This is a genomic window from Nocardia sp. NPDC047038 (assembly GCF_040644075.1).
Lineage (GTDB): Bacteria > Actinomycetota > Actinomycetes > Mycobacteriales > Mycobacteriaceae > Nocardia > Nocardia sichangensis.
Map to the genome: position 1 here is coordinate 39,507 of NZ_JBEYVQ010000019.1, position 26,243 is coordinate 65,749.

The 26,243-nt window shown below is 68.1% G+C and carries 26 protein-coding genes; 17 read left to right on the top strand and 9 right to left on the bottom strand.

The features are described from left to right. Nucleotides 1–216 precede the first annotated feature (216 nt). On the top strand, nt 217–789 hold the full coding sequence (locus tag ABZ824_RS34430) for a copper chaperone PCu(A)C (protein ID WP_356968419.1): 573 nt from the start codon (nt 217–219) through the stop codon (nt 787–789). Continuing rightward, nucleotides 755–1,993 (top strand): Dyp-type peroxidase, encoded by a 1,239-nt coding sequence (locus tag ABZ824_RS34435; RefSeq protein ID WP_356968421.1) that lies wholly within the window; start codon nt 755–757, stop codon nt 1,991–1,993. The genes ABZ824_RS34430 and ABZ824_RS34435 overlap by 35 nt, the downstream gene beginning before the upstream one ends. Before the next feature lie 33 nt (nt 1,994–2,026). On the opposite strand, the gene ABZ824_RS34440 is transcribed toward ABZ824_RS34435, so the two are convergent. Further along, on the bottom strand, nt 2,027–2,332 hold the full coding sequence (locus tag ABZ824_RS34440) for a hypothetical protein (protein ID WP_355079438.1): 306 nt from the start codon (nt 2,330–2,332) through the stop codon (nt 2,027–2,029). 524 nt (nt 2,333–2,856) lie between these two features. Here ABZ824_RS34440 and ABZ824_RS34445 point away from each other — a divergent pair. The 5 genes from ABZ824_RS34445 to ABZ824_RS34465 all read left to right on the top strand — a co-directional run bounded on the left by ABZ824_RS34445 (nt 2,857) and on the right by ABZ824_RS34465 (nt 7,606). Beyond that, complete coding sequence (locus tag ABZ824_RS34445) at nt 2,857–3,759, top strand: aromatic prenyltransferase (protein WP_356968423.1); 903 nt, start codon at nt 2,857–2,859, stop codon at nt 3,757–3,759. 243 nt (nt 3,760–4,002) lie between these two features. Continuing rightward, a complete protein-coding gene (locus ABZ824_RS34450) occupies nt 4,003–4,515 on the top strand; it encodes a DNA starvation/stationary phase protection protein (protein WP_355079322.1) in 513 nt (170 codons plus the stop codon). 72 nt (nt 4,516–4,587) lie between these two features. After that, entirely contained in the window at nt 4,588–5,736 is a 1,149-nt protein-coding gene (locus tag ABZ824_RS34455; RefSeq protein WP_356968425.1) for a sensor histidine kinase, read from the top strand. Beyond that, nucleotides 5,733–6,413 carry a response regulator transcription factor gene (locus ABZ824_RS34460; RefSeq protein WP_356968427.1) on the top strand — a complete coding sequence of 227 codons (681 nt, stop codon included), beginning with the start codon at nt 5,733–5,735 and terminating at the stop codon, nt 6,411–6,413. The genes ABZ824_RS34455 and ABZ824_RS34460 overlap by 4 nt, the downstream gene beginning before the upstream one ends. Nucleotides 6,414–6,568: 155 nt before the next feature. Continuing rightward, a complete protein-coding gene (locus ABZ824_RS34465) occupies nt 6,569–7,606 on the top strand; it encodes an NAD(P)-dependent alcohol dehydrogenase (RefSeq protein WP_356968429.1) in 1,038 nt (345 codons plus the stop codon). A 107-nt stretch (nt 7,607–7,713) separates the two neighbouring features. Here ABZ824_RS34465 and ABZ824_RS34470 read toward each other — a convergent pair whose 3' ends face one another. From ABZ824_RS34470 to ABZ824_RS34480, 3 genes are read right to left on the bottom strand one after another with little or no spacing between them, the layout of a single operon-like run. Then, entirely contained in the window at nt 7,714–8,514 is an 801-nt protein-coding gene (locus ABZ824_RS34470) for a crotonase/enoyl-CoA hydratase family protein (protein WP_356968431.1), read from the bottom strand. After that, nucleotides 8,507–10,657 carry an acetate--CoA ligase family protein gene (locus ABZ824_RS34475; RefSeq protein ID WP_356968433.1) on the bottom strand — a complete coding sequence of 717 codons (2,151 nt, stop codon included), beginning with the start codon at nt 10,655–10,657 and terminating at the stop codon, nt 8,507–8,509. Before ABZ824_RS34475 ends, ABZ824_RS34470 begins: the two co-directional genes overlap by 8 nt. A gap of 1 nt (nt 10,658) precedes the next feature. Next, nucleotides 10,659–11,432: an enoyl-CoA hydratase/isomerase family protein gene (locus ABZ824_RS34480; RefSeq protein ID WP_356968435.1), complete on the bottom strand. Its 774-nt coding sequence runs from the start codon at nt 11,430–11,432 to the stop codon at nt 10,659–10,661. A gap of 157 nt (nt 11,433–11,589) precedes the next feature. Between ABZ824_RS34480 and ABZ824_RS34485 the strand changes: the two genes are divergently transcribed. Continuing rightward, complete coding sequence (locus tag ABZ824_RS34485) at nt 11,590–12,984, top strand: amino acid permease (protein WP_356968437.1); 1,395 nt, start codon at nt 11,590–11,592, stop codon at nt 12,982–12,984. Between the two features lie 17 nt (nt 12,985–13,001). Here the strand turns inward: ABZ824_RS34485 and ABZ824_RS34490 are convergent, their stop codons facing one another. Next, nucleotides 13,002–13,901, bottom strand: coding sequence for a MurR/RpiR family transcriptional regulator (locus tag ABZ824_RS34490; protein WP_356968439.1), 900 nt, complete (start codon nt 13,899–13,901; stop codon nt 13,002–13,004). Nucleotides 13,902–14,178: 277 nt separating this feature from the next. Here ABZ824_RS34490 and ABZ824_RS34495 point away from each other — a divergent pair, with 277 nt between their 5' ends. Next, complete coding sequence (locus ABZ824_RS34495) at nt 14,179–14,592, top strand: nuclear transport factor 2 family protein (RefSeq protein WP_356968441.1); 414 nt, start codon at nt 14,179–14,181, stop codon at nt 14,590–14,592. Nucleotides 14,593–14,652: 60 nt separating this feature from the next. Here the strand turns inward: ABZ824_RS34495 and ABZ824_RS34500 are convergent, their stop codons facing one another. Beyond that, nucleotides 14,653–15,411, bottom strand: a complete 759-nt coding sequence (locus ABZ824_RS34500; RefSeq protein ID WP_356968443.1) for a dienelactone hydrolase family protein — start codon at nt 15,409–15,411, stop codon at nt 14,653–14,655. A gap of 354 nt (nt 15,412–15,765) precedes the next feature. Here ABZ824_RS34500 and ABZ824_RS34505 point away from each other — a divergent pair, with 354 nt between their 5' ends. Continuing rightward, entirely contained in the window at nt 15,766–16,872 is a 1,107-nt protein-coding gene (locus ABZ824_RS34505; RefSeq protein ID WP_356968445.1) for a class II histone deacetylase, read from the top strand. Nucleotides 16,873–17,019: 147 nt separating this feature from the next. Here ABZ824_RS34505 and ABZ824_RS34510 read toward each other — a convergent pair whose 3' ends face one another. Together ABZ824_RS34510 and ABZ824_RS34515 are read right to left on the bottom strand one after the other, a co-directional pair. Then, nucleotides 17,020–17,160 carry a hypothetical protein gene (locus ABZ824_RS34510; RefSeq protein WP_356968447.1) on the bottom strand — a complete coding sequence of 47 codons (141 nt, stop codon included), beginning with the start codon at nt 17,158–17,160 and terminating at the stop codon, nt 17,020–17,022. Between the two features lie 277 nt (nt 17,161–17,437). Beyond that, a complete protein-coding gene (locus tag ABZ824_RS34515) occupies nt 17,438–18,283 on the bottom strand; it encodes an SAM-dependent methyltransferase (protein ID WP_356968449.1) in 846 nt (281 codons plus the stop codon). Between the two features lie 58 nt (nt 18,284–18,341). Here ABZ824_RS34515 and ABZ824_RS34520 point away from each other — a divergent pair, with 58 nt between their 5' ends. Next, entirely contained in the window at nt 18,342–18,761 is a 420-nt protein-coding gene (locus ABZ824_RS34520) for a YrdB family protein (RefSeq protein WP_356968451.1), read from the top strand. Nucleotides 18,762–18,955: 194 nt separating this feature from the next. On the opposite strand, the gene ABZ824_RS34525 is transcribed toward ABZ824_RS34520, so the two are convergent. Further along, the gene (locus ABZ824_RS34525) at nt 18,956–19,441 is read right to left on the bottom strand and encodes a MarR family transcriptional regulator (protein ID WP_356968453.1); all 486 of its coding nucleotides are present in this window, start codon (nt 19,439–19,441) and stop codon (nt 18,956–18,958) included. A gap of 108 nt (nt 19,442–19,549) precedes the next feature. Here ABZ824_RS34525 and ABZ824_RS34530 point away from each other — a divergent pair, with 108 nt between their 5' ends. The 6 genes from ABZ824_RS34530 (at nt 19,550) to ABZ824_RS34555 (ending at nt 26,236) form a co-directional block, all read left to right on the top strand. Beyond that, on the top strand, nt 19,550–21,154 hold the full coding sequence (locus tag ABZ824_RS34530; RefSeq protein WP_356968455.1) for an FAD-dependent monooxygenase: 1,605 nt from the start codon (nt 19,550–19,552) through the stop codon (nt 21,152–21,154). Between the two features lie 62 nt (nt 21,155–21,216). Next, on the top strand, nt 21,217–22,062 hold the full coding sequence (locus ABZ824_RS34535; protein ID WP_356968457.1) for a helix-turn-helix domain-containing protein: 846 nt from the start codon (nt 21,217–21,219) through the stop codon (nt 22,060–22,062). Nucleotides 22,063–22,594: 532 nt separating this feature from the next. Further along, nucleotides 22,595–23,239, top strand: coding sequence for an ABC transporter permease (locus ABZ824_RS34540; protein WP_355079357.1), 645 nt, complete (start codon nt 22,595–22,597; stop codon nt 23,237–23,239). Beyond that, nucleotides 23,236–24,519 carry an ATP-binding cassette domain-containing protein gene (locus ABZ824_RS34545; protein WP_356968460.1) on the top strand — a complete coding sequence of 428 codons (1,284 nt, stop codon included), beginning with the start codon at nt 23,236–23,238 and terminating at the stop codon, nt 24,517–24,519. The genes ABZ824_RS34540 and ABZ824_RS34545 overlap by 4 nt, the downstream gene beginning before the upstream one ends. After that, a complete protein-coding gene (locus tag ABZ824_RS34550) occupies nt 24,516–25,253 on the top strand; it encodes an ABC transporter permease (protein ID WP_356968462.1) in 738 nt (245 codons plus the stop codon). Before ABZ824_RS34545 ends, ABZ824_RS34550 begins: the two co-directional genes overlap by 4 nt. After that, nucleotides 25,250–26,236 (top strand): glycine betaine ABC transporter substrate-binding protein, encoded by a 987-nt coding sequence (locus tag ABZ824_RS34555; protein ID WP_356968464.1) that lies wholly within the window; start codon nt 25,250–25,252, stop codon nt 26,234–26,236. Before ABZ824_RS34550 ends, ABZ824_RS34555 begins: the two co-directional genes overlap by 4 nt. Nucleotides 26,237–26,243: the final 7 nt, after the last annotated feature.

The window sequence follows — 26,243 nt, forward strand, 5'->3', positions numbered from 1 at the left end:
CGAAGCGGGCGTTTTCGGCGCCTCGCAGTGCGGCTTCAGGGCCAGATCGGCTGCCGCCGACTCGGATACCCGGCCTCGTCGCGGCGGGCCGGATGTGACGTGTCCACCGACCGCACCCGAGTGACCCGGGCCCGCCGACGGATCGGTCGATGCCCGGAACTCCCGAGGCCTTCGTCAGCGCGCACCATACCGAATCTCACGACTTGCGGAGTTCTCATGACCGTCAACCTTTCCGTCGCACCGCGCACCGCTCGCCTCCTGCGTGGCGCGCTCGCCGCCGCGGCGGTGCCCCTTCTGCTGACCGCGTGTTCGTCGGCCGACAAGACCGGCACCGTCGCATCCGCCGATGCGGTGACCGTCTCCGACCAGTGGGTCAAGGCCGCCGACAGCGGGATGTCGGCCGCGTTCGGCGACCTGACCAACAGCGGCGACACCCCGCGCACCATCGTCTCGGCCACCAGTCCCGCCTCCGGCCGGATCGAGTTGCACGAGGTGGTCACCGACGCGAACGGCACCAAGGCGATGCGGCCCAAGCCCGGCGGCTTCGTCGTTCCGGCGCACGGCCGCACCCAGCTGCGGCCCGGCGGCGACCACATCATGTTCATGGACCTGCACGGGCCGCTGCGCACGGGGTCGGAGACGTCGGTCACGCTGACCTTCGACGACGGCTCGACCACCACCTTCACCGCTCAGGTGCGCGACTTCGCGGGCAACCAGGAGAATTACGCGCCCGATCACACGGGCGGCGAGGCACATGCAGGCGCGCAGACCCCCGCGCACGGTGGCTGACCGCAACGAACCGCGTCCCGCACGGATCAACCGGCGGCGTCTGCTGGGCGGCGGAGCCGCCGCGGCCGGCGTCGCCGGTGTCGGGCTCGGCGCGGCCGCGCGTACCGGACGGCGGGAATCCGGTCCCTCGGCCCGGGAAGCGACGGTGCCGTTCTACGGCCCGCACCAAGCCGGGATCGACACCCTCCCGCAGTCGCACGCGGCATTCGTCGCCTTCGATCTGCGACCGGGTGTTCGGCGCGAGGACCTCGTCGGACTGCTGAAGATATGGACCGGGGACGCCGCCCGGCTGACCGAGGGGCGGCCCGCGCTCGCGGACACCGAAGCCGAACTCGCGCTGCGCCCGGCGCGGCTCACCGTCACGGTGGGTTTCGGGCCCGCGGTGTTCACGGCGGCCGGGCTCGAGCATCGCAGGCCGTCGTGGCTGCGGCCGTTGCCCCCTTTCGCCATCGACCGGCTCGAATCCGCCTGGACCGGAGGCGATCTGCTCCTGCAGATATGCGCCGAGGAGGCGACCACGGTGTCACACGCGGTGCGTGTGCTGTGCCGGAGCGTGACCTCGCTGGTCACCGTGCGCTGGGTGCAACGCGGATTTCGCGATGCCGCACCAGGCCGGACACCGCGCAACCTGATGGGCCAGGTCGACGGCACGGTGAACCTGGCGCCCGGCACACCGGAGTTCGCCCGTCTGGTGTGGGACGACGGGGCCACGCAGCCCTGGCTGCGCGGCGGAACCTCGTGCGTACTGCGGCGGATCGCGATGACGCTGGACACCTGGGACCGGATCGACCGAGAGGAAAGGGAACTCACCGTCGGCCGCACCATCGCCGACGGCGCGCCGCTGACCGGAACCGGCGAGTTCGACGAGCCGGACTTCGCGGCCGTCGACGCGAACGGGATACCGGTCATCCCACCGTCGTCGCACATCGCTCGCGCCCATCACACCCACGACGGCGAGCGTTTCCTGCGGCGCGGCTACAACTACGACGACGCCCCCACGCCGGGCGGGACCTCCAACTCGGGTCTGCTGTTCGCCGCCTTTCAGCGGGACGTGGACACCCAGTTCCTTCCGGTCCAGCGTCGGCTCGCGGAATTCGACGCGCTCAATGTGTGGACCACACCCATCGGTTCCGCGGTGTTCGCGATCCCGCCCGGGGTCGCGTCACCGGGCGGCTATCTCGGGCAACCGCTGTTCGAGGCGTGAGAAGTGTTCGGCGCCCATGCGGCGCCGGACACCTCAGGTCCACAACACGGCCACCAAGACGTTCACGATCGCCAGCACGCCCGCGGCATCGGTCAGCCACGGCACCGGCTTGCCTCGCTTCTCATCCGCGTGCCCGATCTCCGCGAACGCCGCCACCGCCACCGCGACGACCAGCTTCACGCCGATCTTCACCATGTTCGGGTCCTTGCCGAGCGAATCGATCGACTCGGCCATGCCGACCAAGATCAATCCGGTGACCACCTGCAACCGCGCACCCCAGACCATCACCTCCGAGACCCGAGGCCGCCCCGCCACATAACCACCCACTACCGCCGCCATGCCGAGCAGGTGAGCGACGACTACGACGTTGTAGATCAACTCTGACACGTTCACGCAGCAAACTTGCCATGGTTCGGGCGCGAGTGCACTTCGCGATTTCGCTGCCCGATGGGACGAACTCGCCCGCACCGGTGCAGCGCACTCGAAGAGCTCGGTCGCCGAACTACGTCGCGTACAGCGTCACCTGACGGATGTGGCGGGGATGCCGCACGACCCGGCAGTGGACCACACGACTTGCATCACACCTGCTCGAAGGACGAACCACATGGTCGAAATCCGACGCGTCGCACACGGCGGCGAACCACCAAGACTGTCACCACAATCGCGGCCGCAGTCGCCGCGGGCGGACCCGCCGCCGCGACCCTACCGAAGCGAACTGCCGGGCCGGCTACGACACCGACCAGCCCGCGGAGAGACGTCGGCGTCCGTGTAGCGACACGACCGGCCGCGCGACTATCGTGACGAGTCGATCTGTTGGTGGACTTGGCTTTTCACCCCACGGTGGGAGTATTCGAGGTTGACGTATGAGCAGTACATCGGCCACTGTCACGCTCGACCGGCTGCGCCGGGATCTGCGCGAATTCGCGCGCTTGGCCGAAGCGCGTTACGACCCCGCGGTGGTGGATCCGGCGCTGGACGCTCTCGCCGATCTGTGGACCGGCTCGGTGGTCGGTGTGCGCACCACGACCCATCCGGTGCCCGAGCGCGAGGTCAACGCCAGAGTGCAGCACTCGGGCCCACCGGCAGAACTGGTCGAGACCCTGCGCGGTGCCGGACTGATCACCTTCACCGGACATCCCATGGAGCGATTGCTGGCGGAGGTCTGTGCCGAGGTCCCGGCGGGATCGGCCGTTGACCTGTCCCTCACCGGTGGTGTGCAGAAGGTCTGGCTGTTCTTCGCCGATGTCCTCGAGGTCGAGCGGATGCTCGCGTTCCCGGGGATTCCGGACGCGGCGCGCTCGCACGCCGAGCACTTGACCCGCTACGGCGGCAAGGTCGGCATTCTGGCGCTCGATTTCGCCAGTCGCACCATGAACTTGTACTCCCAGGTGCTGCCGCCCGGTGCGATCACTTCCGACGACATCGCCGCGATCCTGACCGACCTGGATTTCGTCGCGGCCACCGACGAAGAACTGACGCTGTTCGACGGCACATTCAACGTCTACCGCACCTTCTCTTGGACCTCGCCGCGCATGCGACGCATCTGCTTCCCGCAGCGTTATCAGGAATCGAATTTTCCGCGCGACCTCGATCCGGTGCTGGCCCGTTTCGTCGACGGGGCGCCGCGCGCCTTCGAAGGGCCACGCGGCTTCACCCTCTACGCCGCCTACGGCCCGCACTCGCGGTACTACAAAGTGCAAGCCGAATACACGACCGTCCATCGTGCCGTCATCCCCGGCGGCGGCGCCGCGCCGCGAGCGAAATAGGCGCGGCTCGTAGTGGCCGCCGCTGACGAAGATGGCCTCGAGGTGCGGCGGACGTTCGGCCGCGGCGAGCACCTGCATCGAGTGCGCGCAGACGATGGCGCCGTCGACCGGGCGCACACGTTCGTGACGTGACCTCGAGCCGTGCGCACGCCGAGGCGGGGTGATCCACGCGACAGTACAATCTGGAATGATTCCAATAAAGTCGGAGTTGTTCTCCGTGAAGACCACGAGAGGAGTGCAACCATGACTACCGCACACAAGACTCAGCACCGAACCAATCGCCGTCTCGCCGACGAGGTCCGCAATTTCACCGGTTCACCCCGCCTGGCCGCGGATCTGCAGCGCGTTCTCGTCGATCTCGTCGAACTGCACTTGCAAGGCAAGCAGGCCCACTGGAACGTCGTCGGCGCCAACTTCCGCGATCTCCACCTGCAACTCGATGAGCTCGTCGATGCGGCACGGGAGGGCAGCGACACCATCGCCGAGCGGATGCGAGCCCTCGACGTGGTCCCCGACGGACGCTCCGACACCGTCGCCGCGACGACGAGCCTCCCGCCGTTCCCCGCCCAAGAGGTGAACTCCGCCGACGTCGTCGACTTGATCACGACCCGCACCTACGCGGCGATCGACACCATCCGTGACGTGCACGACGCGGTGGACGCCGAGGATCCGAGCACCAGCGATCTGCTGCACCAGATCACCGCGTCGCTGGAGAAACTGGCGTGGATGATCAAGTCGGAGAACCGCAAGGTCTAACGCACGAGCGCCATACGCCGAGTGGAAGCACCCGCCGTTCCGTTCCAGGGGTCCGAGCGCGATCATTGAGGCGTGCACGACCTGATCCGCTCGGTGTGGCACGAGCCGCACGCCCCCGACGCTCCACCTCGGTCATGGCGGGATCGGGCGCTCGTGGGAACGTTCATCGCGCTCGCGGTTCTCGAAGGTTCGCTTCGACAAGACATCTCGCACCGGTCCGTGTGGATCGCGGTCGCGGTCGCGATCATGCCCACGCTGTTGTGGCGCCGGAGCCGACCACTGGCGATGGTCGGCATCGCCTTCGTCGGCTCGACCTCGGTGACGGTGCTGCTGGGTGGCGATCAGTCGGACATCGCCGCCATGGGGGCGATGCTGCTGCTGCCGTACGCGTTGTACCGGTGGGGGTCCGGCCGCGACATCGTGATCGGATCGGCGATCGTCTTACCCAGTGCGGGCATCGCGATGCTGACCGGTGGCCTCCCCGCCGCCGATGCCGCCGGGGGGATCTTCGTGCTGTTCGCGGCCGTCGCGCTGGGCCTGGCATTCCGGTACCGGGCACGGGCGAAGGCTCGGGAACTCGATCAGGTCAAGCTGGTCGAACGCGAACGACTGGCCCGCGATCTGCACGACACCGTCGCGCATCACGTGTCGGCCATGGCCATTCGCGCCCAAGCCGGTCTGGCGCTCGCGGAGTCCACGCCCGGCGCCGCCGTCGACGCGCTGCGGCTGATCGAGGCCGAAGCCGCGCGCACGCTCGCCGAGATGCGCGCCATCGTGCGTGTGCTCCGGCGAGACCAGCCGATCGACGAGGGGGACCGCTCGCCCAATCCCGGCATCACCGATTTGGAACAGCTCGCCGGTCCCACCGGCAACGGTCCTTCTGTGGAGGTGGAGATCAGTGGGGATGTCGCCGATCTGCCCGCGACGGTAGGCACCGCGATCTATCGCTTGGCCCAGGAGTCGATCACCAACGCGGTGCGTCACGCCCGGCACGCCACCCGCATCGACGTGCGTGTCACCACCGACGACACCGCGGTCCGGCTGCTCGTACGTGACGACGGCGACGGCGGTCCCGCACGCCCGGCCGGATCTCGGGGTTACGGGCTGGTCGGCATGTCCGAGCGCGCCGACCTGCTCGGCGGCACCTGCGCGGCGGGCCCGAACTCCGACCGCGGGTGGACCGTGACGGCGGTGCTGCCCCGGCAGGGTACGGCGACATGACCGCAGGCGAGCCGATGACGCCGAACCTGCGGGTGGTCGTCGCCGACGACCAGGAGATCGTCCGCACCGGACTGATGATGATCCTCGACGCCCAAGCGGGTATCGAAGTCGTCGGCGCGGCCGCGGACGGGGCGCAGGCCGTCCGGCTCGCTCGCGATCTGCGTCCCGATGTGTGCTTGTTCGATATCCGCATGCCGGGCGTCGACGGCATCGAGGCCACCCGCCTGCTCGCCGGGCCTGCCGTCGACGACCCTCTCGCCGTGGTCGTCATCACCACCTTCGACCTCGACGAGTACGTTTACGCGGCGCTGCGTGCCGGCGCACGCGGATTCCTGTTGAAAGAGGCCGGACCCGCGATGCTCGCGCAGGCCGTCCATGCCGCCGCACGAGGCGACGCGCTCATCGCCCCGAGTATCACCGCGCGTCTGCTCACCGCCTTCGCAGGCACCGGACGCGCCGCATCGCCTGCCCGGCCCGCCATGGAACTCACCGAGCGCGAAGAGCAGGTCCTGGCCACTGTGGCCCGGGGGCGAACCAACAACGAGATAGCCGCGGAGCTGCACATCAGCCTCAGCACGGTCAAGACCCACATCGCGAGCCTCATGGCCAAACTCGGCGCGCGCAACCGGGTGGAACTCGTCATCTGGGCCTACGAGACCGACCGCGTCGGGCGCTGACCGGAGCACCTCGGCCGAAAGTATCAGCGGACCACGTTCTATCGGCCGACTCGGATCGAACCGCTCGTCCGATGTGGTCCGTCGGCTGGTTCGCCAGGATGGACGCACCACCGACGCCGCTCGCGGCCCGGCGTGACCATTCGAGGGAGAAAACCATGTCGGCATCGACGAACGCGACCACGCCCGAACGCGACGCCACGATGAAGGCGATCGTCCAACGCGGCTACGGTTCACCGGAACAGGTACTCGCACCGGACGACATCGCCCGCCCCACTCCCTCCGACGACGAGGTCCTGGTCCGCATGCGCGCCACCAGCGTGAATACTCCGGACTGGCTCGCGGTGACCGGTGTGCCGTACCTCCTCCGACTGGAGTTCGGACTCCGCCGGCCCGCGACGCCGGTGCGCGGAAGTGACATCGCGGGAACCGTGGAGGCCGTCGGAAAGAACGTGACCGGCTTCCGGCCCGGCGACGAGGTTTTCGGTTCGCTCTGGGACAACAGCGCGAAATCGCGGGCAGGCACGTTCGCCGAATTCACGGTGGTACCGGCGTCCCAGCTGATCGGCAAACCCACCGAACTGTCGTTCGCGGAGGCCGCGGCGTCGGTCATGTCGGGCATCACGGCGCTGCTGGCCATGCGCGACGTGGGCCGGGCCGGGCCGGGGAAACGGGTCCTGATCAACGGCGCGTCGGGCGGTGTCGGAACGCTCGCGGTGCAGATCGCAAAGTCACTCGGCGCTCAGGTCACCGGCGTGTGCAGCACCGACAACATCGAGCTCGTGCAGTCGTTGGGCGCCGACCACATCATCGACTACACCCGGGAGGACTACACCCGCGGCACACAACGCTACGACGTGATCCTCGACAACGTGTTGAACCATCCACCCGCCGCGACAGCCGAGCTGCTGACACCCACCGGAATACTCATCCCCAACAGCATCGGGAGCGCCAGAGGACTTTTCGGGAGCCTGCCGAGGATCGCCCGAGCGAAGATGATGGGTTGGGGTTCCACCGACGTCCGCACCGTCACCTGCCTCCCCGGCCAGGACAATTTGAACGATCTCGCCGCGCTCTTGGTGTCCGGCGACGTCAAGGTGATCATCGAGAGGGCCTATCCCCTCGGCGAAGCCGCGCACGCGGTCGCCCACATGCTCGGACACCACGCCAGAGGCAAGATCGTCATCACCGATTAGCCTGCCCGGCGACCGCGGTCCAGCCTTCGCCGCACCTGTATCGGAGAGGCCTGGTTGGTCGAACCGCGCTGTCGGCGGAGTGGCTTGTGCGCCACCGGGGAAGTTGCTCAGCCACCCGTGAACTCGGGGGGTCTGCGCTCCAGCACGGCCGCGACGGCCTCGCGATGGTCCTCGGTGTGATGCGCGGCGGCCTGCATGGCCGCCGACAGCTCGAGCAGGCTTTCCAAGGTCTGGTGTGTTCCTTCGCGCAGCAGCCGCTTGGTCATTCGCAGCACATGCGGCGGATTGGCGCACACGCGGGCAGCGAGCCGGTGGGCCGCGTCCAAGAGTGCGCCGGGCTCCACCACCTCCGAGACCAACCCCCAGTCGAGTGCGGTGTGCGCGTCGATCGGCTCACCGGTGAACGCCATTTCACAGGCCCTGGCCATGCCGATCGCCCTGGGCAGCAGCCAAGCTCCGCCGTCGCCGGGGACCAGGCCGATCTTCACGAAGCTCTCGGCGAACACGGCGGTGGCAACGGCGATCCGCAGGTCGCACAGCAGGGCCAGGTCGCAACCCGCGCCGATGGCCGGGCCGTTGACGGCGGCGATGGTGGGTATCTCGCAGTGATACAGCGCTCTCGGGATCCGCTGAATCCCGTGACGGTATTCCTGACGTAGCCGCGCCGGTGTGCCGCCGAACATTCCGGCGCGGTCGCGCATGTGCTTGACGTTGCCGCCGGAGGAGAACGCCGAGCCGGCACCGGTGAGGATGGCCGCCCGGAGGCTGTGGTCCCGGTTGGCCGCCGCCACCGCGTCCTCGAGGGCGCTTATGGTGTCCGCTTCGGAGATCGGATTGCGGGCTCGCGGGTTGTTCAGGGTCCAGACGACCACATCGCCGGTCCGGTCGATCAGGATCGGGTCACTCATCGCGACCTCCGGACGCCGACTCGGACAGGACGATTCGCACATCCACCGGCGTGAGGTCGTGCCCGGACGCGATCACCGGATTGAGATCGAGTTCGGCTATCTCCGGGTGCGCGGCGACGAAATCCCCGATGCGCACGAGGAATCGCGCGAGCCCGTCACGATCGACCGCAGGAAGGTGCCGGTAGCCGTCGAGCATGCGGGAGGCGATGGTCTCCTCGATCATCTCGTGAGCTTCCGATTCGGTGAGGGGGACGGCTCGGAACGCGACATCCCGGACCGCCTCGACCAGCACCCCACCGGTGCCGAAAGCCAGCACCGGCCCGAAGATCGGATCCCGGGTCGCGCCGACGAGCAACTCCACACCAGCGTCGGCCATGGGGGTCACGATCATTCCGTCGATCCTGGCGTCGGGCACCTTCGCGGTCACCGCGTCGACAATGGAGTCGGCGTTCTCGGTCGCGGTGGAGGCCACCACTCCCAGCCGGACGCCACCGACGTCCGACTTGTGGATCACCTGTGCTGAGACGACTTTCAGTGCACACGGTCGCCGGTACGCGGCGACTGCCGGAGCCACCGCATCCACGTCGCGCGCGAAGGTCCACATGCCGACCTCCACTCCCCCGTCGGCCAGCACCCGCCGCGCGGTCGGCTCGTCGAGGATCCCCGAACCCGGGATGGGCGGGGCGGGCGGCGGCAGTGTCAGCGGGGAGCGCCGGGCGCGTTCGGCCATCAGGCGGCCGCGCCGGTGCAGAGCCGCCGCCGCTCGCACGGCGTGCTCGATCGAGCCGAGCACCGGTACGCCGCCGGCGCGCAGCCGGTCGTGATTGGCGATATCGAGACCGGCGTAGCAGCTCTGGACCACCAAGGGCACATGGTATTCGGCCGAAAGCGCGAGCAAGACGCCCGCCGTCGCGTCTTCGCTGTCGCGCAATCCCGCGTCGAAACGCAGGTGGTAGCCACCGAACAGCCCGATGATCAGCACGAGGCCGACCGCGGGATCGCGCATGAGGATCTCGGCGGCTTCGGCGAAGACCATCGGGTCGGTATCGGTGGCGCCGGCCACATCGACGGGGCCCGAAACTGCGGCCGCCGTGCCGAGCACTTTCCGCAATTGTTGCCGGGTGTGCTCCGCGAGCCGCGCGGATTCGATCCCGTGCGCGGCCAGGCCATCCGCCGCCAGTGCGGCGTGTCCACCGCCGTCGCTCAGAATCGCGACCGTGCGCCCCGGGGTGATCGGAGCACACACGGCGAGGGCTCCCGCGACGACCGCGAGTTCGTCGGAGCGATCGACCAGTTCCACCCCGGCTTGGCGCAGGACGGCGGTCGCCACCGCGTCCGAGCCCGCTATCGAGCCGGTATGCGAGGCCGCGGCGCGCCGGCCCTCCTCCGAGCGGCCGCCGCGCAGCAGGACGACGGGCGTGTCCGGCACGGTCCGAGCGGCCGCCACCAGGAACGACCGCCCGTCGGCGAATCCCTCGGAATGGATCGCCACGACACCGGTTTCCGGATGACGGGCGAGTTCGACCAGGCATTCGTCGTAACGGACATCGGCTTGGTTGCCCAATCCCACGTACGCGTGAAAGCCGGGACCTCTGAGGACGTTGTTGTCGTTCACCAGCGACAACAGCATGTTCCCGCTCTGCGTGATGACGCTGATCGGTCCGCGCGGAACACCCTGCAGCCCCACCAGATTCGCACCCGAAGTGAGGTTGAGCAGGCCGGAGGTGTTGGGACCGATGACGCGAATGCCGGTCTCGTCGATCGCGGCTGCCAGCTCGGCGGCGAGATCGGCGCCGTCCACGCCGATCTCACCGAAACCGTTGGCGAGCACCACTGCTCCGGCGATGCCCGCGGTCGCGCATTCACGCAACACGCCGGGCACGGCTGCGGCGGGCAGGGCGATCAGCGCGACGTCGGCGCCGGGAGGAACCTGATCGAGCGATGCGCAGACATCCAGGCCGAGTATTTGCACGGCATTGGGATTGACCGGGTAGACGGGGTTTTCGTAACCGGCCTCTTGTAGAGCGCGAATGGCCTGGTGACCACGCTTCGCCGGGTCGGAAGACGCACCGACCACCACGACGGAGCGTGGATCCAACAGACGTTCGAGCGCGGTGCGGACCGAGGCGTCGAGTGTGGGCACGTCACTTCCCTTCGAACACAGGGGTGCGGCGTTCGGCGAACGCCGCGACGCCCTCGGCCCAGTCCCTGGTCGCCATCAACTCCAGGATCTGGCGCGGCTCACCGGCGAGCGCGACTTCCAGGGGATCGTCACGGCGCAGCGCGGCCTTCATCCGCGCCAGCGACAACGGCGCTTTCCCCGCCAATGCGTCGGCGAGTCCGCGCGCCGTATCGAGAAGGACGTCACCGGGCACCGACGCGTAGGCCAAACCCCACTCGAATGCTTGTGTGCCGGTGCAGCGCTCGCCGAGGACGAGCAGATCGGTGGCGCGGCGCAGACCGACCAAACGCGGTAACCGATGGGTGACTCCGCCGCCGACGAACGTCCCGATGCTCACCTCGGGGAAACCGAGCTGCGCGTCCTCGGCCATCACGAGGAAGTCCGCGCTCACCGCCATTTCGGCGCCTGCGCCCAGCGCGTATCCGCCGACGGCGGCGACGACCGGCGTGTCCATTCGCTGGATCTGCTCGCACGCCCGCTGGGCGAGATCGAGGTAGTGCGCTTGCTCGGTGGGCGTGCGGGAGCCGGCGTGATGCGCCTTCAGGTCGGCGCCGGCACAGAACGCGCGGCCCGCACCGTGCAGCACCACGCAGCGCACCGCCGGATCGGAATCGGCGACCACCAGATGGCCGATCAACGCTTCGTAGAGCTCTTCGCTGACCGCGTTGAGCCGTTCCGGACGGTTCAACGTCAGCGTCGCTATCGGACCGGACCTGCTCACCAGCACCATGGACATTCGCTCATCTCCTCCTGCTCGGGTCGACGTCACACTATGCCATAGCAGTTGCATTCCCATCTCTGAATGCAAATCGATTTGCACGCACGGGGGCGCGGGTGTTGCATGACCGACCATCAGTTACCCGGGTCACAGCCCACGGTCCTTGGGAGGCATCGTGCCCACCTCAATTCCCCCTACGCGAAATCTCCAGCACACCATCACCACTCGTCAGCTCACGATGATCGGGATCGGCGGCGTCATCGGCGCCGGGTTGTTCGTCGGCAGCGGCACCGCGATCGCGGCCGCCGGACCCGGCATTGTCCTGGCCTATCTGCTCACCGGCCTGGTCGTGATCCTGGTGATGCGCATGCTGGCCGAACTGGCCACGGCGCGCCCGGAGACCGGTTCGTTCTCGAGTTACGCCTCACGCGAACTCGGGCCATGGGCCGGACTGTCGGTCGGCTGGGTGTACAGCTACCACTGGTCGGTGACGGTCGCTTTCGAGGCCGTCGCCGGTGGCGCGATCGCCAACCAGCTGGCGCCCGCGGTGCCCGCCTGGGCGTTCGCCCTGCTCTTCCTGAGCGCCCTGACCGGAGTGAACTTGGCCGCGGTGAGCTCGTTCGCGCGTTTCGAGTTCTGGTTCGCCTTGATCAAGGTCGCCGCGATCGTCGTCTTCATCGGCGTCGGCATCGCGGCGATCTGCGGCGCGTTCGCCCACTACACCGCACCGGGCACGACGAACCTGCTGGGACGAGGCGGGTTGCTGCCCAACGGATTCACTCCCCTGCTGGCCGCGTCGCTGACGGTCTTCTTCTCCTACTTCGGCACCGAATTGGTCACCATCGCCGCCGGTGAGGCCGACGATCCGGTCAACGCCGTGCGGGCGAGCATGCGCAGCGTCGCCGGGCGCATCCTCGTCTTCTACGTGGGCTCGATCCTGGTCGTCGTGACCTTGCTGCCGTGGGACAGCGCCGAGATCACCGAAAGTCCGTACACCGCGGTGCTGAATCTGCTGGGGATTCCCGGCGCCAGGACCATCATGAACCTGATCGTGCTCACCGCGGTGCTGTCGTGCCTGAACTCGGGGCTCTACTCCGCGTCGCGCATGCTGTTCGCGCTGTCCCAACGCGGAGAGGGGCCGCGACCGCTGGGCCGCGTCACCCGCTCCGGTGTGCCGACGGCCGGGGTTCTCGCCGCCGCGAGCGCCGGATTCCTGGCCGTGGCCGCGAACTACTTCCTGCCCACCGGAGCGGTTTTCAGCTTCCTGCTCAGCTCGTCCGGCGCCGTCGCGGTGGTGGTCTACCTGTGCATCTGCGCCACGTACATCGCCGGCCGACGCAACCGCGCCGCCGTGGAATCCGCCGCGCCGGCCGTACGGATGTGGGGGGCTCCCTATCTGCCGTACCTGGTCTTGGTCACTCTGCTGGGCATCGTGGTGGGGATGGTGTTCGGTTCCGATACCCGAACGCCGCTGGCGCTCACCCTGGTGGTCACGACCCTGGCCGTCGCCGCGGGCCTGCTGCACCAACGTCGCGCCGACCGGGTCGCGGCGATGACGCCGGTGAAATAGCCACCGGCAGAACAGGTTCAGACGCCGTCGGCGGCGTATACGCCGAATTCGCCCAGCAGTCTCTCCTCCTCCAACAAGGTCTCGCGGACCTCACGGCCGAGGAGGTGCGCCACCGCGCCGGACAACGCCTGGACGATCGACGTGAAGGCGGTGATCGAGCGCAGCACGCTCGCGCTCGACGCCTCGACGTAGAAGGTCTCGTGCGCCGCCGCCGCCAGCGGCGAGGCCGGGGTGTCGGTCAGGGCCACGACGTGGGCGCCACGCTGGCGAGCCCACCGCGCCGCACGGACCGTGTCGGAGCTGTAGCGATGGATCGATATCGCCACGAAGCAATCCCCCGCGCGAACACGGCGCAGTTCGTCGGTCAGCGACCCCCTGGTCCCCGTCACGGTCGCCACGTCCTCACGCAACAGACCGAGCAGGTAGCCCAGCAGATAAGCAGGCGCGTGGCACTTGCGCAGGCCCATCACGTGGACGCGGGACGCGCGCGCCAGCTGGGCGGCCACCGCGTCCCAAGTGGTGTCCGCGATGCCCGCGAAGGAACGCGCGATGTTCGCCTGGTCCAGCACCACCTGGCTCTCCCGCAGGCCCGCACCCTGCGCCACCAAGTGTTCGAGGTTCTCGAAACGGCGCAGCAACTGCGCCCGCTCCTGCAGCCGCTCCTGACACAGGCGGGCCAAGCCGGGATATCCCTTCAGCCCGAGGCCATTCGCGAACCGCACCACCGTCGCCTCGTTGACGCCGACCGCGCTCGCCAGATCGGACACGGTCATGAACGCCACCGCCTCGGGGTCGGACAGCACGCGCTCGGCCAGCTTCTTGTGCGAGGCCGACAGCGAATCCCATCTGGCGCGGATCTCGGTGACCAGATCGTCGAATGTCGCCGGACCAGTCGCCGACTCCGCACTCGCGCCCACCGCGCCTCCTCCACCACTTCGACCACCACGGATTCTTTCCCAATCTATCCGACCGAGCCGAGCGGCCCCCCGGGGTCGGCCCCCGATCCGGGACGCAGGAAATCGGTCCCGCTGGAGCGCACATCCCGTCCCCACCGCCCGGCTCGCACCGGATTTCGCGCCATTGTCGCGTTCGCCGTCTGAGGCACACCACGAACACGACTTCATTGGTGATGCCAATCAAAGGTAGGTATAGTTGGCACCGCCAATGTTAGTGGCGCCAACGAAAGAGGCTCTCATGTCCACGAATACCCTGATCGCCGATCGGATCGAGATCGCCGATCTGTTCGCGCGCCTGGCGCGCCTGCTCGACGAGAAGCGATGGGAGGACGCGGCCACCGTCTTCGCCGACGATGTGGCGATCCACTCGCCCCGCAACGGCGACCTCCAGGGCATCGACGACCTGGTCGGCCTCATGCGACAAGCCGAGGTCGCGGAGGAGCACACCCAGCACGTGACCACCGACCTGCTGGTGGACGTCCACGGCGACCAGGCGGCCGCCTCGGCGAACTCGCTCGTGTACTTCTTCCGTGAAGGCCGAGCACCCCATCGAACGAGCGGCCTGCGCATGGCCTGCACCGTCGTACGGACGCAGGCGGGCTGGCGACTCAGGGAGTCGCGGACCACACTTGCCTGGATGCACGAGGAGTGATCTCTCCCCACCCCGCCGGCTCGGCCCGGCGGGCTCCGGGATCGTTACCGCGTAACCGGATCAGGACGCGGTCAGCTCGGCGGCGAAGAGCTCGCGCACCCGCTGCCAGGAATCCTCGGCGGCTTGCTTGTCGTACACCTCACGGCCGGGGAAGAAGAAGGCGTGCCGAGCCTCGGGATACACCACCACGTCGTGCCGGACACCCGCCGCCGACAACGCCGCACCGATCCGCTCCCGCTGATCGGCATCGATGATGTGATCCTGCCCGCCGAAGAACAGCGCCAGCCGAGCGGTGATACCAGGCGTCGCCGCCGACAGCGGATCCGGAACGCTCAACGCCATACCCGAGTCGGGCACCCATCCCGGGTAGTAGATGGCGGCGGCGCGCAGCGGCAGCCGGGTCGCCGCGAAATAGGTGACGTGGCCACCGAGGCTGAAGCCCAGCATGCCGACCCGGTCACCGGCCCCGGCATGCTCGCGGGCATGGTCGGCGGCGGCGCGCAGGTCCGCCTCGACACCGTCGCGGGTCAATCGGCCCAGCAGTTCGAACGCGCGGGCCCGGTTGGCATCGCTCTCCTCGAACCCGGCAGAGGTCTCGGGACCGGCGCGGTGGTACAGATTCGGCGCGATCGCCACATATCCCAGGGCGGCGACATCGCGCACGACGGCCCGGACCTCATCGGTCAACCCCCACAACTCGGCTCCGACCAGGACGAGCGGGTAGTCGCCCGCCCCCTCCGGCCGGGCGAGATAAGCCGCCATGGGTGTCGCGTCGTCCTGGGGGATTTCGATCTGCTCGGCCGTGATCTCGTATGTCACGAGGCCACTCTAACCGCTTCGGATCTCCACCGCGCCAGAGGAAATCGCGCACCGGCTCTCCGGATTCACGGGCACTGCGCCAGGACGCCCAGCGGACCGCACCCGGGCGGCGGATCCGGCCCGACGTCCTCGGCTGCGCCGGGAACCGCCTATCCGATGCGTCGCGGCTCCCGCCCCGGACCGCGAGAGCCCCGACTCGAGCGGCGAGGGTTCGCGCCGCACACCGTCACAGGTGGTAAGTCGTCCGGTTGCGGCGAGGTCGCTGCTGGGCCTGTAATGAGCGCGAGCACCCGCTGAGGCGGGCTGATACCCAGGTGGACGGCGTGGCGGTCCGCCGACCGCGAGGAGTGCACGATGACAACCGGATACGTGTGGAACACCCTCTACGGGTGGGCCGACACCGGCAGCGGCAGTTTGTTCCCGTCCGACGTCACGGTCGGTCTCCAGCCGATCGGCCACCACCTCGCGCATCCCGACACCAAACGACGCTTCCACGAATTGGTCTCGGTGTCCGGACTGCTGGACGAGTTGCACTCGATCAAGGCGGAACCGGCCGACGAGGCCGACATCTTGCGGGTGCACACCACGCAACATCTGGAGCGCATCAAGACCGAGAGTCTGCAGCCGAAGGGCGGGGATGCCGGCGACGGCGTCTCGTCCTTCGGCAAGGGCGGATACGAGATCGCCGCGCTTTCGGCGGGCGGTGCGATCGCACTCGTGAAACATGTGCTGGCCGGGACGGTCGACCATGGTTACGCGCTGGTCAATCCACCTGGGCACCACGCTACCCGCGCTACCGGCATGGGCTTCTGCGTCTTCAACAACATCTCCATCGCCGCCGCCTACGCGAAAGACGTACTCGGCGTGCGACGCGTCGCCGTCGTCGACTGGGACGTCCACCACGGCAACGGCACGCAGGACATCTGGTATGAGGATCCGTCGGTCCTGACCATCTCGATCCACCAGCATCTGTGTTTCCCACCGGATTCCGGCTACCGGGAGGAGCGCGGCACGGGCGACGGACACGGCTACGCGATCAACGTGCCGCTCCCGCCGGGTAGTGGAGACGCCGCGTATCTCCATGCGATCGACCGAATCGTCGAACCCGCGCTGCACGCCTTCGCGCCCGAGCTGATCATCGTCGCGTCCGGTTTCGACGCGAGCATCCTCGATCCGCTGGCTCGGCAGATGGTCACCAGCGGCGGCTTCCGGCACCTGACCCGCCGGATGCTGGACATCGCCGCCGCGACCTCCGCGGGCCGGATCGCCTTCGTGCAAGAAGGCGGCTACAGCCCGCACTATGTTCCGTTCTGCGGGCTGGCGGTGCTCCGCGAACTGCTGGGCGAACCGTTCGTGGACGACCCGTACACACCGATCGTCACAACGCAAGGCGGCGACGTCCTCCTCGACCACGAGGCGGCCGCGATCGAAGCGGCCGCCGCCTTGGTCGCCGATCTCTGACCCCAGTCGGCCCATGGCGACACCTGCTCTCCGGCGCAGATTCAGAACGGCTCGGCGGGACGCGGTTTCACCGAACCGCCGCACCGGGATTCGCTGGACAATCGCTACCGGTGACGACGACAACTGCACCTCCGCTGGCGACATCGTTCAGTTCGCGGCGAACGCTTCGCCACGAATCCACTTCAGCAGGGTCGGATTGTCCACGGTGGTGATGACGCTGACCTCGTGCCCGGCATCGAGCGCCTGGCCGGTGAGCAGACGGCCGGTGCGACCATTGGCTCCGAACACTGTGATACGCGTGGCAACTGCTCCTTAGGCCGTCCACAGCCGAGTGACGCCTATGCGCCCGTGCCCGAAAGGCTTCGGTCACAGCCACGGCGACGATCTCGACCGTCACGACCAACCGAGCGACCGCAAGACGCCGGTGACGGCGCCCGCGTGACAGGTACGGACGCGTGCATGTGTCACCTGAAGGGGCGACACGGTTTGGCCAGGTCCAGCGCCTGGCGCATCGGTCGGTCTCGGCTCGGAGTCACCTATGCCGAGGAGACGAGGACGCCCGGGTTCACACCGTGCCGGCGTGCACCAGGTGCGGCACCGAATTCGCCGGCCGAGCGGCGGCTCCGACGCCATACGCGCTCAACAACTCTGTCGCAGTACGGTCTTCGATCCGCGTGAAGCCGAAGGACAGCAACGCATCGCGGATCTCCTCCGCGGTGAAGAAGCTGAGCCATGGCTCACCGACCGCGGCGACGCGATCCGCGCGTGCCTGCCTGTCGTCGGCCGCGACGTCATGCGGCGCCGAGGAGGGCGGGTACAGATAGTCGAAGACCACCTCTGCGGCGGCGCCGTGACCGGCGATGTAGCGCAGTGTGTCATCGATCGATGCCCTGGTCAGGTACATGACAACACCCAGCCAGACGAACAACGCGTCGCTGCTGCGGTCCAGACCGGCCGCGGCCAATCCGGCGGCGAGCGTGGACTCCTCGAAGTCGATCGGGGCGAACGTCAGCGATGGCGGGACGGCGATTTCGGCCTCGGCAAGCCTGCGCCGCTTCCATTGCTGGGTGTCGGGATGATCGACCTCGAAGAATCGCACGTTCTCGTGGGTATTGCGGTAGGCGCTGGTGTCCAGCCCCGCACCGAGGACGACTACTTGGTTCGTCCCCCGGGCCACCGCGGCCGCCACCACGTCATCGGCGAAGCGGCTGCGCGCCGCGATGAACAAGCGCCGTCGACGAGCCAGATCCTGGTCGATCCCTCGCTCGAATTCGCTGGCGCCTATGGCTGCTTCGCCGACGATCCGCACAGCCAGCGGATCCGTGAACACCCGCGGCTCGTCGGCGACCTGATGGTGGGCCCTCGCTCGCGCTACGGCCATGGCGGTTCTACTCGGTTCCCCGACCTGCATGCCGCCACCCTACCGATCGAACCGGATCACCCACACACCAGGCGGTGACCGTCGCCGCTTGACGCACCACCACCTAAATGAGAGCATTGCTCTCAAGAAAGAGCGGTTATCACTGGAGGTAGTTGTGCTCGGCGCGGTCAAAGCGGCCAATCTCGGCCTGATGTTCTTGTTGGAGTTGAGCGTGCTGGGGAGCGCCGGATATTGGGGTTTCACCGTGAATGCGCAGTGGCCGATCAAGATCGTGGCGGGCATCGGCGCACCCCTGCTGCTCGCGGTGCTGTGGGGACTGTTCGCCGCAGGCGGCGGAACCAATGCCACATACCCTTTACACGGTTTCGCTCGAATGCTGTTCGAATTGGCCTGGTTCGGCACCGGCGCATTGGCGCTGTACGGCGCCGCGTCACTCACCCCGGCCGCGATCCTGTTCGTCTGCTACCTTGTCAACGGCGTGCTGCGCCTGGCATGGAACCAGGGGTGACGCGGCACCGACGCAGCTCCACGCCGAGAAGCCCGCCGAAGACCAGTTCCCCGCGGAGAACGGCGATTCGAATCCCGAGCGCGAGCCGGTCGTCCCATTCCGCGCTCCCGGTCGCGCGGCCCGCAGTCGGGCGCGCTGTCCACGATGGTTCACCGATCCCGGCCGCCGCTGGTGAGTAATGCCGCGCCGCAACACTATTCGACGAGAGGGTCCTCGACGACGGTGTCCAGGTGCGTCGACAGGTCGTCGACCAAGCGACCGAGCAGGCGAACGAGGTCGCGCTGATCGGACGCCGACCATCCCGACAGGGCCTGGTCGAACCATCCGTCGATGACTCGCAGATAACGGCCGATCAGCTTCTCCCCGGCCGGAGTGAGGGTAATCAATCGGGCGCGTTGGTCGTCCGGGTCCGGGACACGCTGCACCAAGCGGCGCCGTTCGAGACCGTTGAGCTGGCGCGTGACGTGCGGCCCGGCCACCTGCATCCGGGCCGCTATCTCCCCTACCCGCAACGGTCGCCCGGCGGATTCCAGGATCACGAGTATTGTGACCGCGGGCCGCTCCAGGGTGATTCCGGCTGCCGCCGTGGCTGTTTCGAACAACTGCCCACGACCCAGCGTGTTGCTCAGCTGCGCCATGCGCGGCAGCAGCCCCTTCAGCGCGTCGTTGTCGCCGCTCATTTCCCACCTTGTTCAGATACCTAAGTTAGGTATATAGTACTCGGCATCCACCCCTCGACAGCGACGACGTGCGGTCGAAAAATAGATACCTAAGGTAGGTAGATGAAAATGCGGACATCAACGGACATCCTGATCGTCGGCGCGGGCCCGACCGGTCTGGCCCTCGCGATCGACCTGGCCCGCCGAGGCGTCGGTTACCGCATCGTCGACCGCGCCGCCGGACCCAGCACGGCGTCGCGCGCCAAGACGATCCAGCCCCGGGCCTTGGAGGTCGCCGACGACCTCGGCGTGATCGATCGAGTGTTGGAGCTGGGGCGGGTGCATGTGCCGACCCGGCACTACGACCGTGACCGCGTGATCTCCGAGGCCGTGGAGGCCGCGCTGGGCGTACGCGGTCCAGGGGTGCCGTACCCGCCGGTGTGGTTGTCACAGCCGATGTTCGAGCAGATCTTGCGCGATCGGCTCGCCGAACTCGGCGGCCGGGTCGAGTGGGGAGCCGAGGTGACGGCCGTCGCGCAGACAGCTGACGCCGTGGAGGTGACCGTGTCCACGACCACCGGTGATCGGCGAATGCGCGCCCTCTACGTCGTCGGTTGCGACGGTGGGCGCAGCGTGGTCCGGGAGCGGATCGGCGCCACACTCGCCGGGGTGTCCTATGGCGACCACCGCTGGTGGCTCGGCGATGTGCGGATCGAGGGCTTGGACAATCGCTGCCAGCACGTGTGGATGAGCCCCGAGCACGGGATCCTCTCGCTGTTCCCGCTGCCCAGCACCGATGTCTGGCAATTCCAGGCGTCCATTCCCGCCGATGACCCCGATCCTGCCGCGCCGACGCTCGACCTGTTCCGGCGGCTGTTCGCCGAGCATTCCGGACTGGGGGAGGTCCGCATCGAGGACGCCGGTTGGTTGTCGCTCTACCGGATCAATGTCTGCCTGGCCGACCGTTACCGGGTCGGGCGGGTCTTCCTCGCCGGGGATGCCGCGCATATCCACTCCCCCGCCGGTGGGCAGGGCATGAACACCGGCATCCAGGACGCCTACAACCTCGGCTGGAAACTCGCCGCCGTTCTCGACGGGGCCGATGAAAGCCTCTTGGACACTTATGAACTCGAACGCCGCGCGGTCGCGCGGGCCGTCCTCGACGACAGCACCGACCGTATGCACGCACTCATGCGCTCCGCGGGCAACGGCGACGGAGCGTCGGCCGTCCGCAGGCTCACCGACGATTTCACCACCGGGCTCACCGTCGCCTACCCCGACAGTCCGCTCACCGGCCCCGGCCCGAGGACCGGCCGCGTTCGCACCGGTGACCGCGCTCCCGACGCCGTCGGTATCGAGGCCTCGTCCGGTCGCGAAGTCCGGGTGTTCGATCTGCTGCGCGGTCCCCATTGGACCCTGCTCACCTTCGACCAGGGCAACGCTCCCGACCGGACCGAAGCCCGCGGCACCGCAGCGACGCGAACGATCCGGATCACCACCGACACAGCCGCTACCGGGGCCGACACTCTGATCGATGGAGACGGCAGTGTCCACCGCAACTACGAGATCACCGGTGACACCGAGGTACTCATTCGTCCCGACGGCTACATCGCAGCCGTGTTCCGCGACGAACCCACGGTCGCGGGCCGGCGGCACCACTCGGCCGACATCGGAGAGGACGTGCGGCCGGGCGTGGAGAACCAGGACTCGACGCGATCGGCATATGGGGGATGACAGCGCAAACCCGTCCTGAGCGGCCCTCTCCCATCGCGGGTCGAGGCGGTTAGCCTGAGCGGGTGGGACCGATCGGGCTCGAGCATGACACCGGGTGGGATTTTCGCCGTTCGCCCGGTGACGCGCCGGTGGGCGGCACGGCGATGATCGGGTATCGCGCTCATGGGGCCGGCGGGTTGGACCTCCGAGTCACCGCGCTACCGGCGGTCACGGTGCTGATCGAGTTCGGGGAGAACGAACTGATCGTCGACAGCACGGCGGGCCGGCAGGCACTCAGCGGCTTCGTCTCCGGGTTTCCGCACGGGACGATGCGGGTGCGCACCGAGCGGGCCGAGTGCATCGAGGCGCGCTTGTCGCCCCCGCAGTTCTATTCGTTGTCGACTATCGATCCGGTCGATCTGGGCCGCACGGTCGTCGGCTTGGACGATCTGTGGGGTCGCGGGGCGCTGTTGCTGCGTGAGCGGCTCGCCGGTGCCGCGACATGGGAGGAGCGTTTCGCGCTGACGAATTCGTTTCTGCGGCAGTGCGCCGACCCGACCCGGACCCCGGACCCGGAAGTCGTCGCCAGTTGGCGACGCATCGTCGCGAGCCGAGGGCAGGTCTTGGTCGGCGAACTCGCCGGATCCTGCGGATGGAGCCGCAAACGGCTGTGGTCCAGGTTCGAAGCCCAGATCGGACTGACCCCGAAGCGGGCCGCGATGCTGGTCCGGTTCCGGCACGCGGTCGAAGGCCTGCTGACAGGCCTTCCTGCCGCCGACGTCGCGGCGACCTGCGGCTACACCGACCAGTCCCACCTCTGCCGGGACGTGTCGAGCTTCGCGGAGATCACGCCGGGTGCACTGACGGCGGAGCCGCTCACCGCCATCTCGAAACACCGCTACCGAGTGTGGGGAACATTCTTCCGGTGAACGGCTTCAGCTCCTATTGGGGCAGGCGGAGGGCCGATTCCGCGCATTCGACGCCCGATCACTCCCGACGGGAACGATCGCGTCGCCCGTTTCGATCCGGCTGACTGTAATGCTGGCCGCACCGGGGTGGGCGTGGTTTCCTCTGACCCGATCATCCGGTTCGAGCGAAAGGCCCTGGTATGTCCGCCGATCACACAGCCGGCATCGCATCCGCTCCGCAGGTGGTCGGGTCAGGCGGTCACGTCGGCGCGCCGGGCACCGTGATGGCGGGCAATGCCGGGCTCCACTCGACGGTCGACCCCGTCGCACAGGCGGCATAACCCGTTCTCGTGACCAGAGGACTCGTGCCCACAGAACTCCTGTCCGGCAAAGAATCGGTTACGGTCGAAAAGGAGCGCGAATTCGGCCGTGCGGCGATTCGCTTTCCGCGCGCCGCCGGAAATCGAACCCGCATTGTCCACGACTTTTCGCCGGCTCGCGCGGCTGTACACGGACAGGTACCGACCGGTCTTCGGCTGACGATGGGAATCCCGTGAATTTATGGAGCTATATCCGGGGGCGGGGCGAAGTCCTGGCGTTCCTGACCTATCAACACGCCTCCCTGGCGTTCCAAACCGTTCTGGTCGGAACCGTGGTCGCCGTCCTCATCGCGGTGGCGGTCTATCGGCTGCCGCTGCTGTCCGCGCTCTCGCTGACCACCAGCCGGGTCGCGCTGACGATTCCTTCGCTGGCACTGCTGGCGATCCTGCTGGTCCCGTTCGGGCTGGGGGTGGTCCCGTCGTTCGTGATGCTGGCGTTCTTCGCGGCGTTGCCGGTGGTCGGCAACGCGATCGTGGGGTTGCGGTCGGTGCCCGCCTCGGTCGTCGAATCCGCCCGTGGGATCGGCTTCTCGCGCCGGCGCATTCTGCTGACCGTCGAATTGCCGATCGCCTGGCCGGTGATTCTCACCGGAATCAGGGTGTCCACCCAGATGATCGTCGGGGTCGCCGCCATCGTGGCCTACGTCCTCGGACCTGGCCTCGGATCGCTGATCTTCAACGGACTCTCCCGCCTCGGCGGCGCGAACTCCCTGGAGATGGCGCTCACCGGAACCATCCTCATCGTCATCATCGCGCTGGTGTTCGACGCACTCCTCGTCCTGCTCGGACGCCTCACGATCGCAAAGGGACTGTCATGACCGACGATGTGACCACCAGGCCCGCTCCCGCGCCGACGCAACGCTCGGTGACCGGCGCGTCCATCACACTGGACTCGGTCGTCAAGCGCTACAAAGGCCAGGACAAGCCTGCGGTGCGGCGCCTCGACCTCGAAATCGAGGCGGGAGACATCGTCGCGTTCGTCGGCCCGTCCGGGTGCGGCAAGACGACCACTTTGAAGATGATCAACCGCTTGATCGAGCCGACCGAGGGCCGCATCTTCATCGGCGGCCGCGATGTCACCAGGGAGGACCCGGACAAGCTCCGGCAATCGATCGGATACGTCATCCAGTCCGGTGGCCTGTTCCCGCACTGGACCGTCGCCAGGAACGTCGGCGCCATCCCCCGGGTGCTCGGGTGGGACAGGAAGCGGATCGCCGAACGCACCGAGTACCTGCTCGATCTGGTCGGTCTGGATCCCGCCACCTTCGCCGACCGGCTGCCGAAGGACATGTCCGGCGGACAGCAGCAGCGGGTCGGCGTAGCGCGTGCGCTCGCCGCCGATCCGCCGGTGCTGCTCATGGACGAGCCGTTCGGCGCGGTCGACCCGATCACCCGGGTTCGCCTGCAGGACAGCTTGATCGCGATCCAGCAGGAACTCGGCAAGACCATCGTGATCGTCACCCACGACTTCGAAGAGGCCACCAAGCTCGGCGACAAGGTGCTCATCCTGTCCGAGGGCGGTCAGGTCGAGCAGTACGCGAGCCCGGAGGAGATCCTCACCGATCCGGCCACACCGTTCGTGGAGGAGTTCGTCGGGTCCGGCGCGAAGCTGGCCTATCTGACCGTGTCGCGGGTGCGCGACGTCGCCTACGACGACGTGATCACCGCGCGGATCGGCGAGTCGGCGCAGGGCGTGATCGACCGCGCCGAGGCCGCCGGACAGACCTGGGTCGTCGTCGTCGACGAGGCCGGGCGGCCCCGGTCGTGGCCTTCGCTCACGGAGCTGGCGACCAAACCGGAGGTCTCCGACTACCTGGATCGGCGGTTGCCCGTGGTCGCACGATCCTCGACGCTCAACGACGCGCTCGACGCCATGCTCGCCACCAGCCAAGGCGCCGCCCTGGTCACCGACGGCCGCGGCGCGGTCCTCGGCTCGCTCAGCATCGACACGGTCACCGACGTGATCCGGACCAAACTCGCCGAAGGCCGCGCCGACGCGGAGGACCTCTCCTACGTCACCTACGTCGACGGAACCGATCCGGCGCCCACGCCGGTGGTCGCCGCCGACGAGGAACCCGGATCGGACGAGCCGTCATGAGCCGTCTGCGCCGCCTGCCGATCGACGTGTGGTTCGAACCGATCGTCATCCTCGTCATCGCTGTCGGGTATGTCCTCTGGTACCGGTCGACGACATTCACCGCGACCGAGCGGGCGTCCCTCGGCTGGGACAACCTGCAGACCACGATCGTCCAGCACATCGAGCTGACCGTGGTGGCCACGGTGATCGTGGTGGTCGTCGCGATTCCGCTCGGCATCGCGCTGACCCGCCCGGCGCTGCGGCGGCTCGAGCCCATCGCGGTCAATATCGCCAATATCGGCCAGGCCGCGCCCGCGGTCGGGCTGCTCGTGCTGTTCACCTTCTGGCTGGGCACGGGATTCCGCACGGCGATCGTCGGTCTCGTCGTGTACGCGGTGCTGCCCATCCTGCAGAACACGATCGTCGGGCTCCGGCAAGTCGATCAGCGCACCATCGAGGCGTCCCGCGGCATCGGCTATTCCGCCGCGCGCACGCTGTTGCAGGTCGAACTGCCGCTCGCGGTCCCGGTGATTCTGAACGGGGTGCGCACGGCGTTGGTGATCCTCGTGGGCACCGCGACGTTGAGCACGTTCATCGGCGCGACCAGCCTCGGCACGCTGATCACCACCGGCGTCACCCTCTTCCTGCCCAAACTGCTGGTCTCCGGCGCGATTCTGGTCGGACTCCTGGCGTTGATCATCGACTGGCTCGGCCGACTGGTGGAACTGGCCGCGACCCCACGAGGTATCTCATGACGTCGCCACGAGCCCGGCTGGTCGCCCTGCTCTGCGCACTCGTCGTATCGGCGGCGGCGCTCGCCGGGTGCGGTCTGGTGAGCTCCTCGGGAACCTTCCACGACGCGCGCCTGCCCGGCGGTGACCGGCCGCTGGACGGCGCCGAGCTGGTCGTCACCTCCAAGAGCTTCACCGAGGGCGTGCTGCTTGGCAAGATCACCGCGACCTACCTGGCCGCGGCGGGCGCGAAGGTCACCGACCTGACCGGGGCGCCGGGCTCGGCCTCGTCCCGGCAGGCTCAGCTGGGCGGCGACGCCGATGTGCTCTGGGAGTACACCGGCACCGGCTGGGTCAACTACCACAACCAGACCGAGACGATCTCCGACCCGGCCGAACTCTGGCAGCGCGTGCACGACATCGAGAAGCGCGACCACGATCTGGAGTGGCTGCCGCCGGCGAACTTCAACGACACGTACGCCTTCGGCGCGTCGACCCCGACCGCCGAACGCCTGCGCGTGAAGTCGCTGTCCGACGTGGCCGCGCTCCCCGTGCCCGACCGTACGTTCTGCGTCGACGACGAATTCTTCAGCCGCTCCGACGGTTTCATTCCGATGCTGCAGAAATACGGTATCCCCTACAACGATCCGAACGGTGTCCCCTCCGGCAACGTCACGCGGATGGACGCCGGTGTCGTCTACACGGCCACGGCCAAGAGCGCCCCGTGCAATTTCGGCATGATCTACACCACCGACGGCCGGGTCAAGAACCTGAACCTGGTGGTCCTCGATGACGACCGGAAGTTCTTCCTGCCCTACAGCGGCACCGCAGTCGTGCGCGGCGCGATCATCGATCGGTACCCGCAATTGCGCGCGCTGCTCGCAACCATCTCCGAGCACCTCACCGACGAGCTGATGCAGGATCTCAACGGCCGGGTCGACATCGACGGCGAAGACCCCGCCGACGTCGCCTACGACTGGCTGAAGAGCGCGAGGCTGGTCGAGTAGGGCCGGG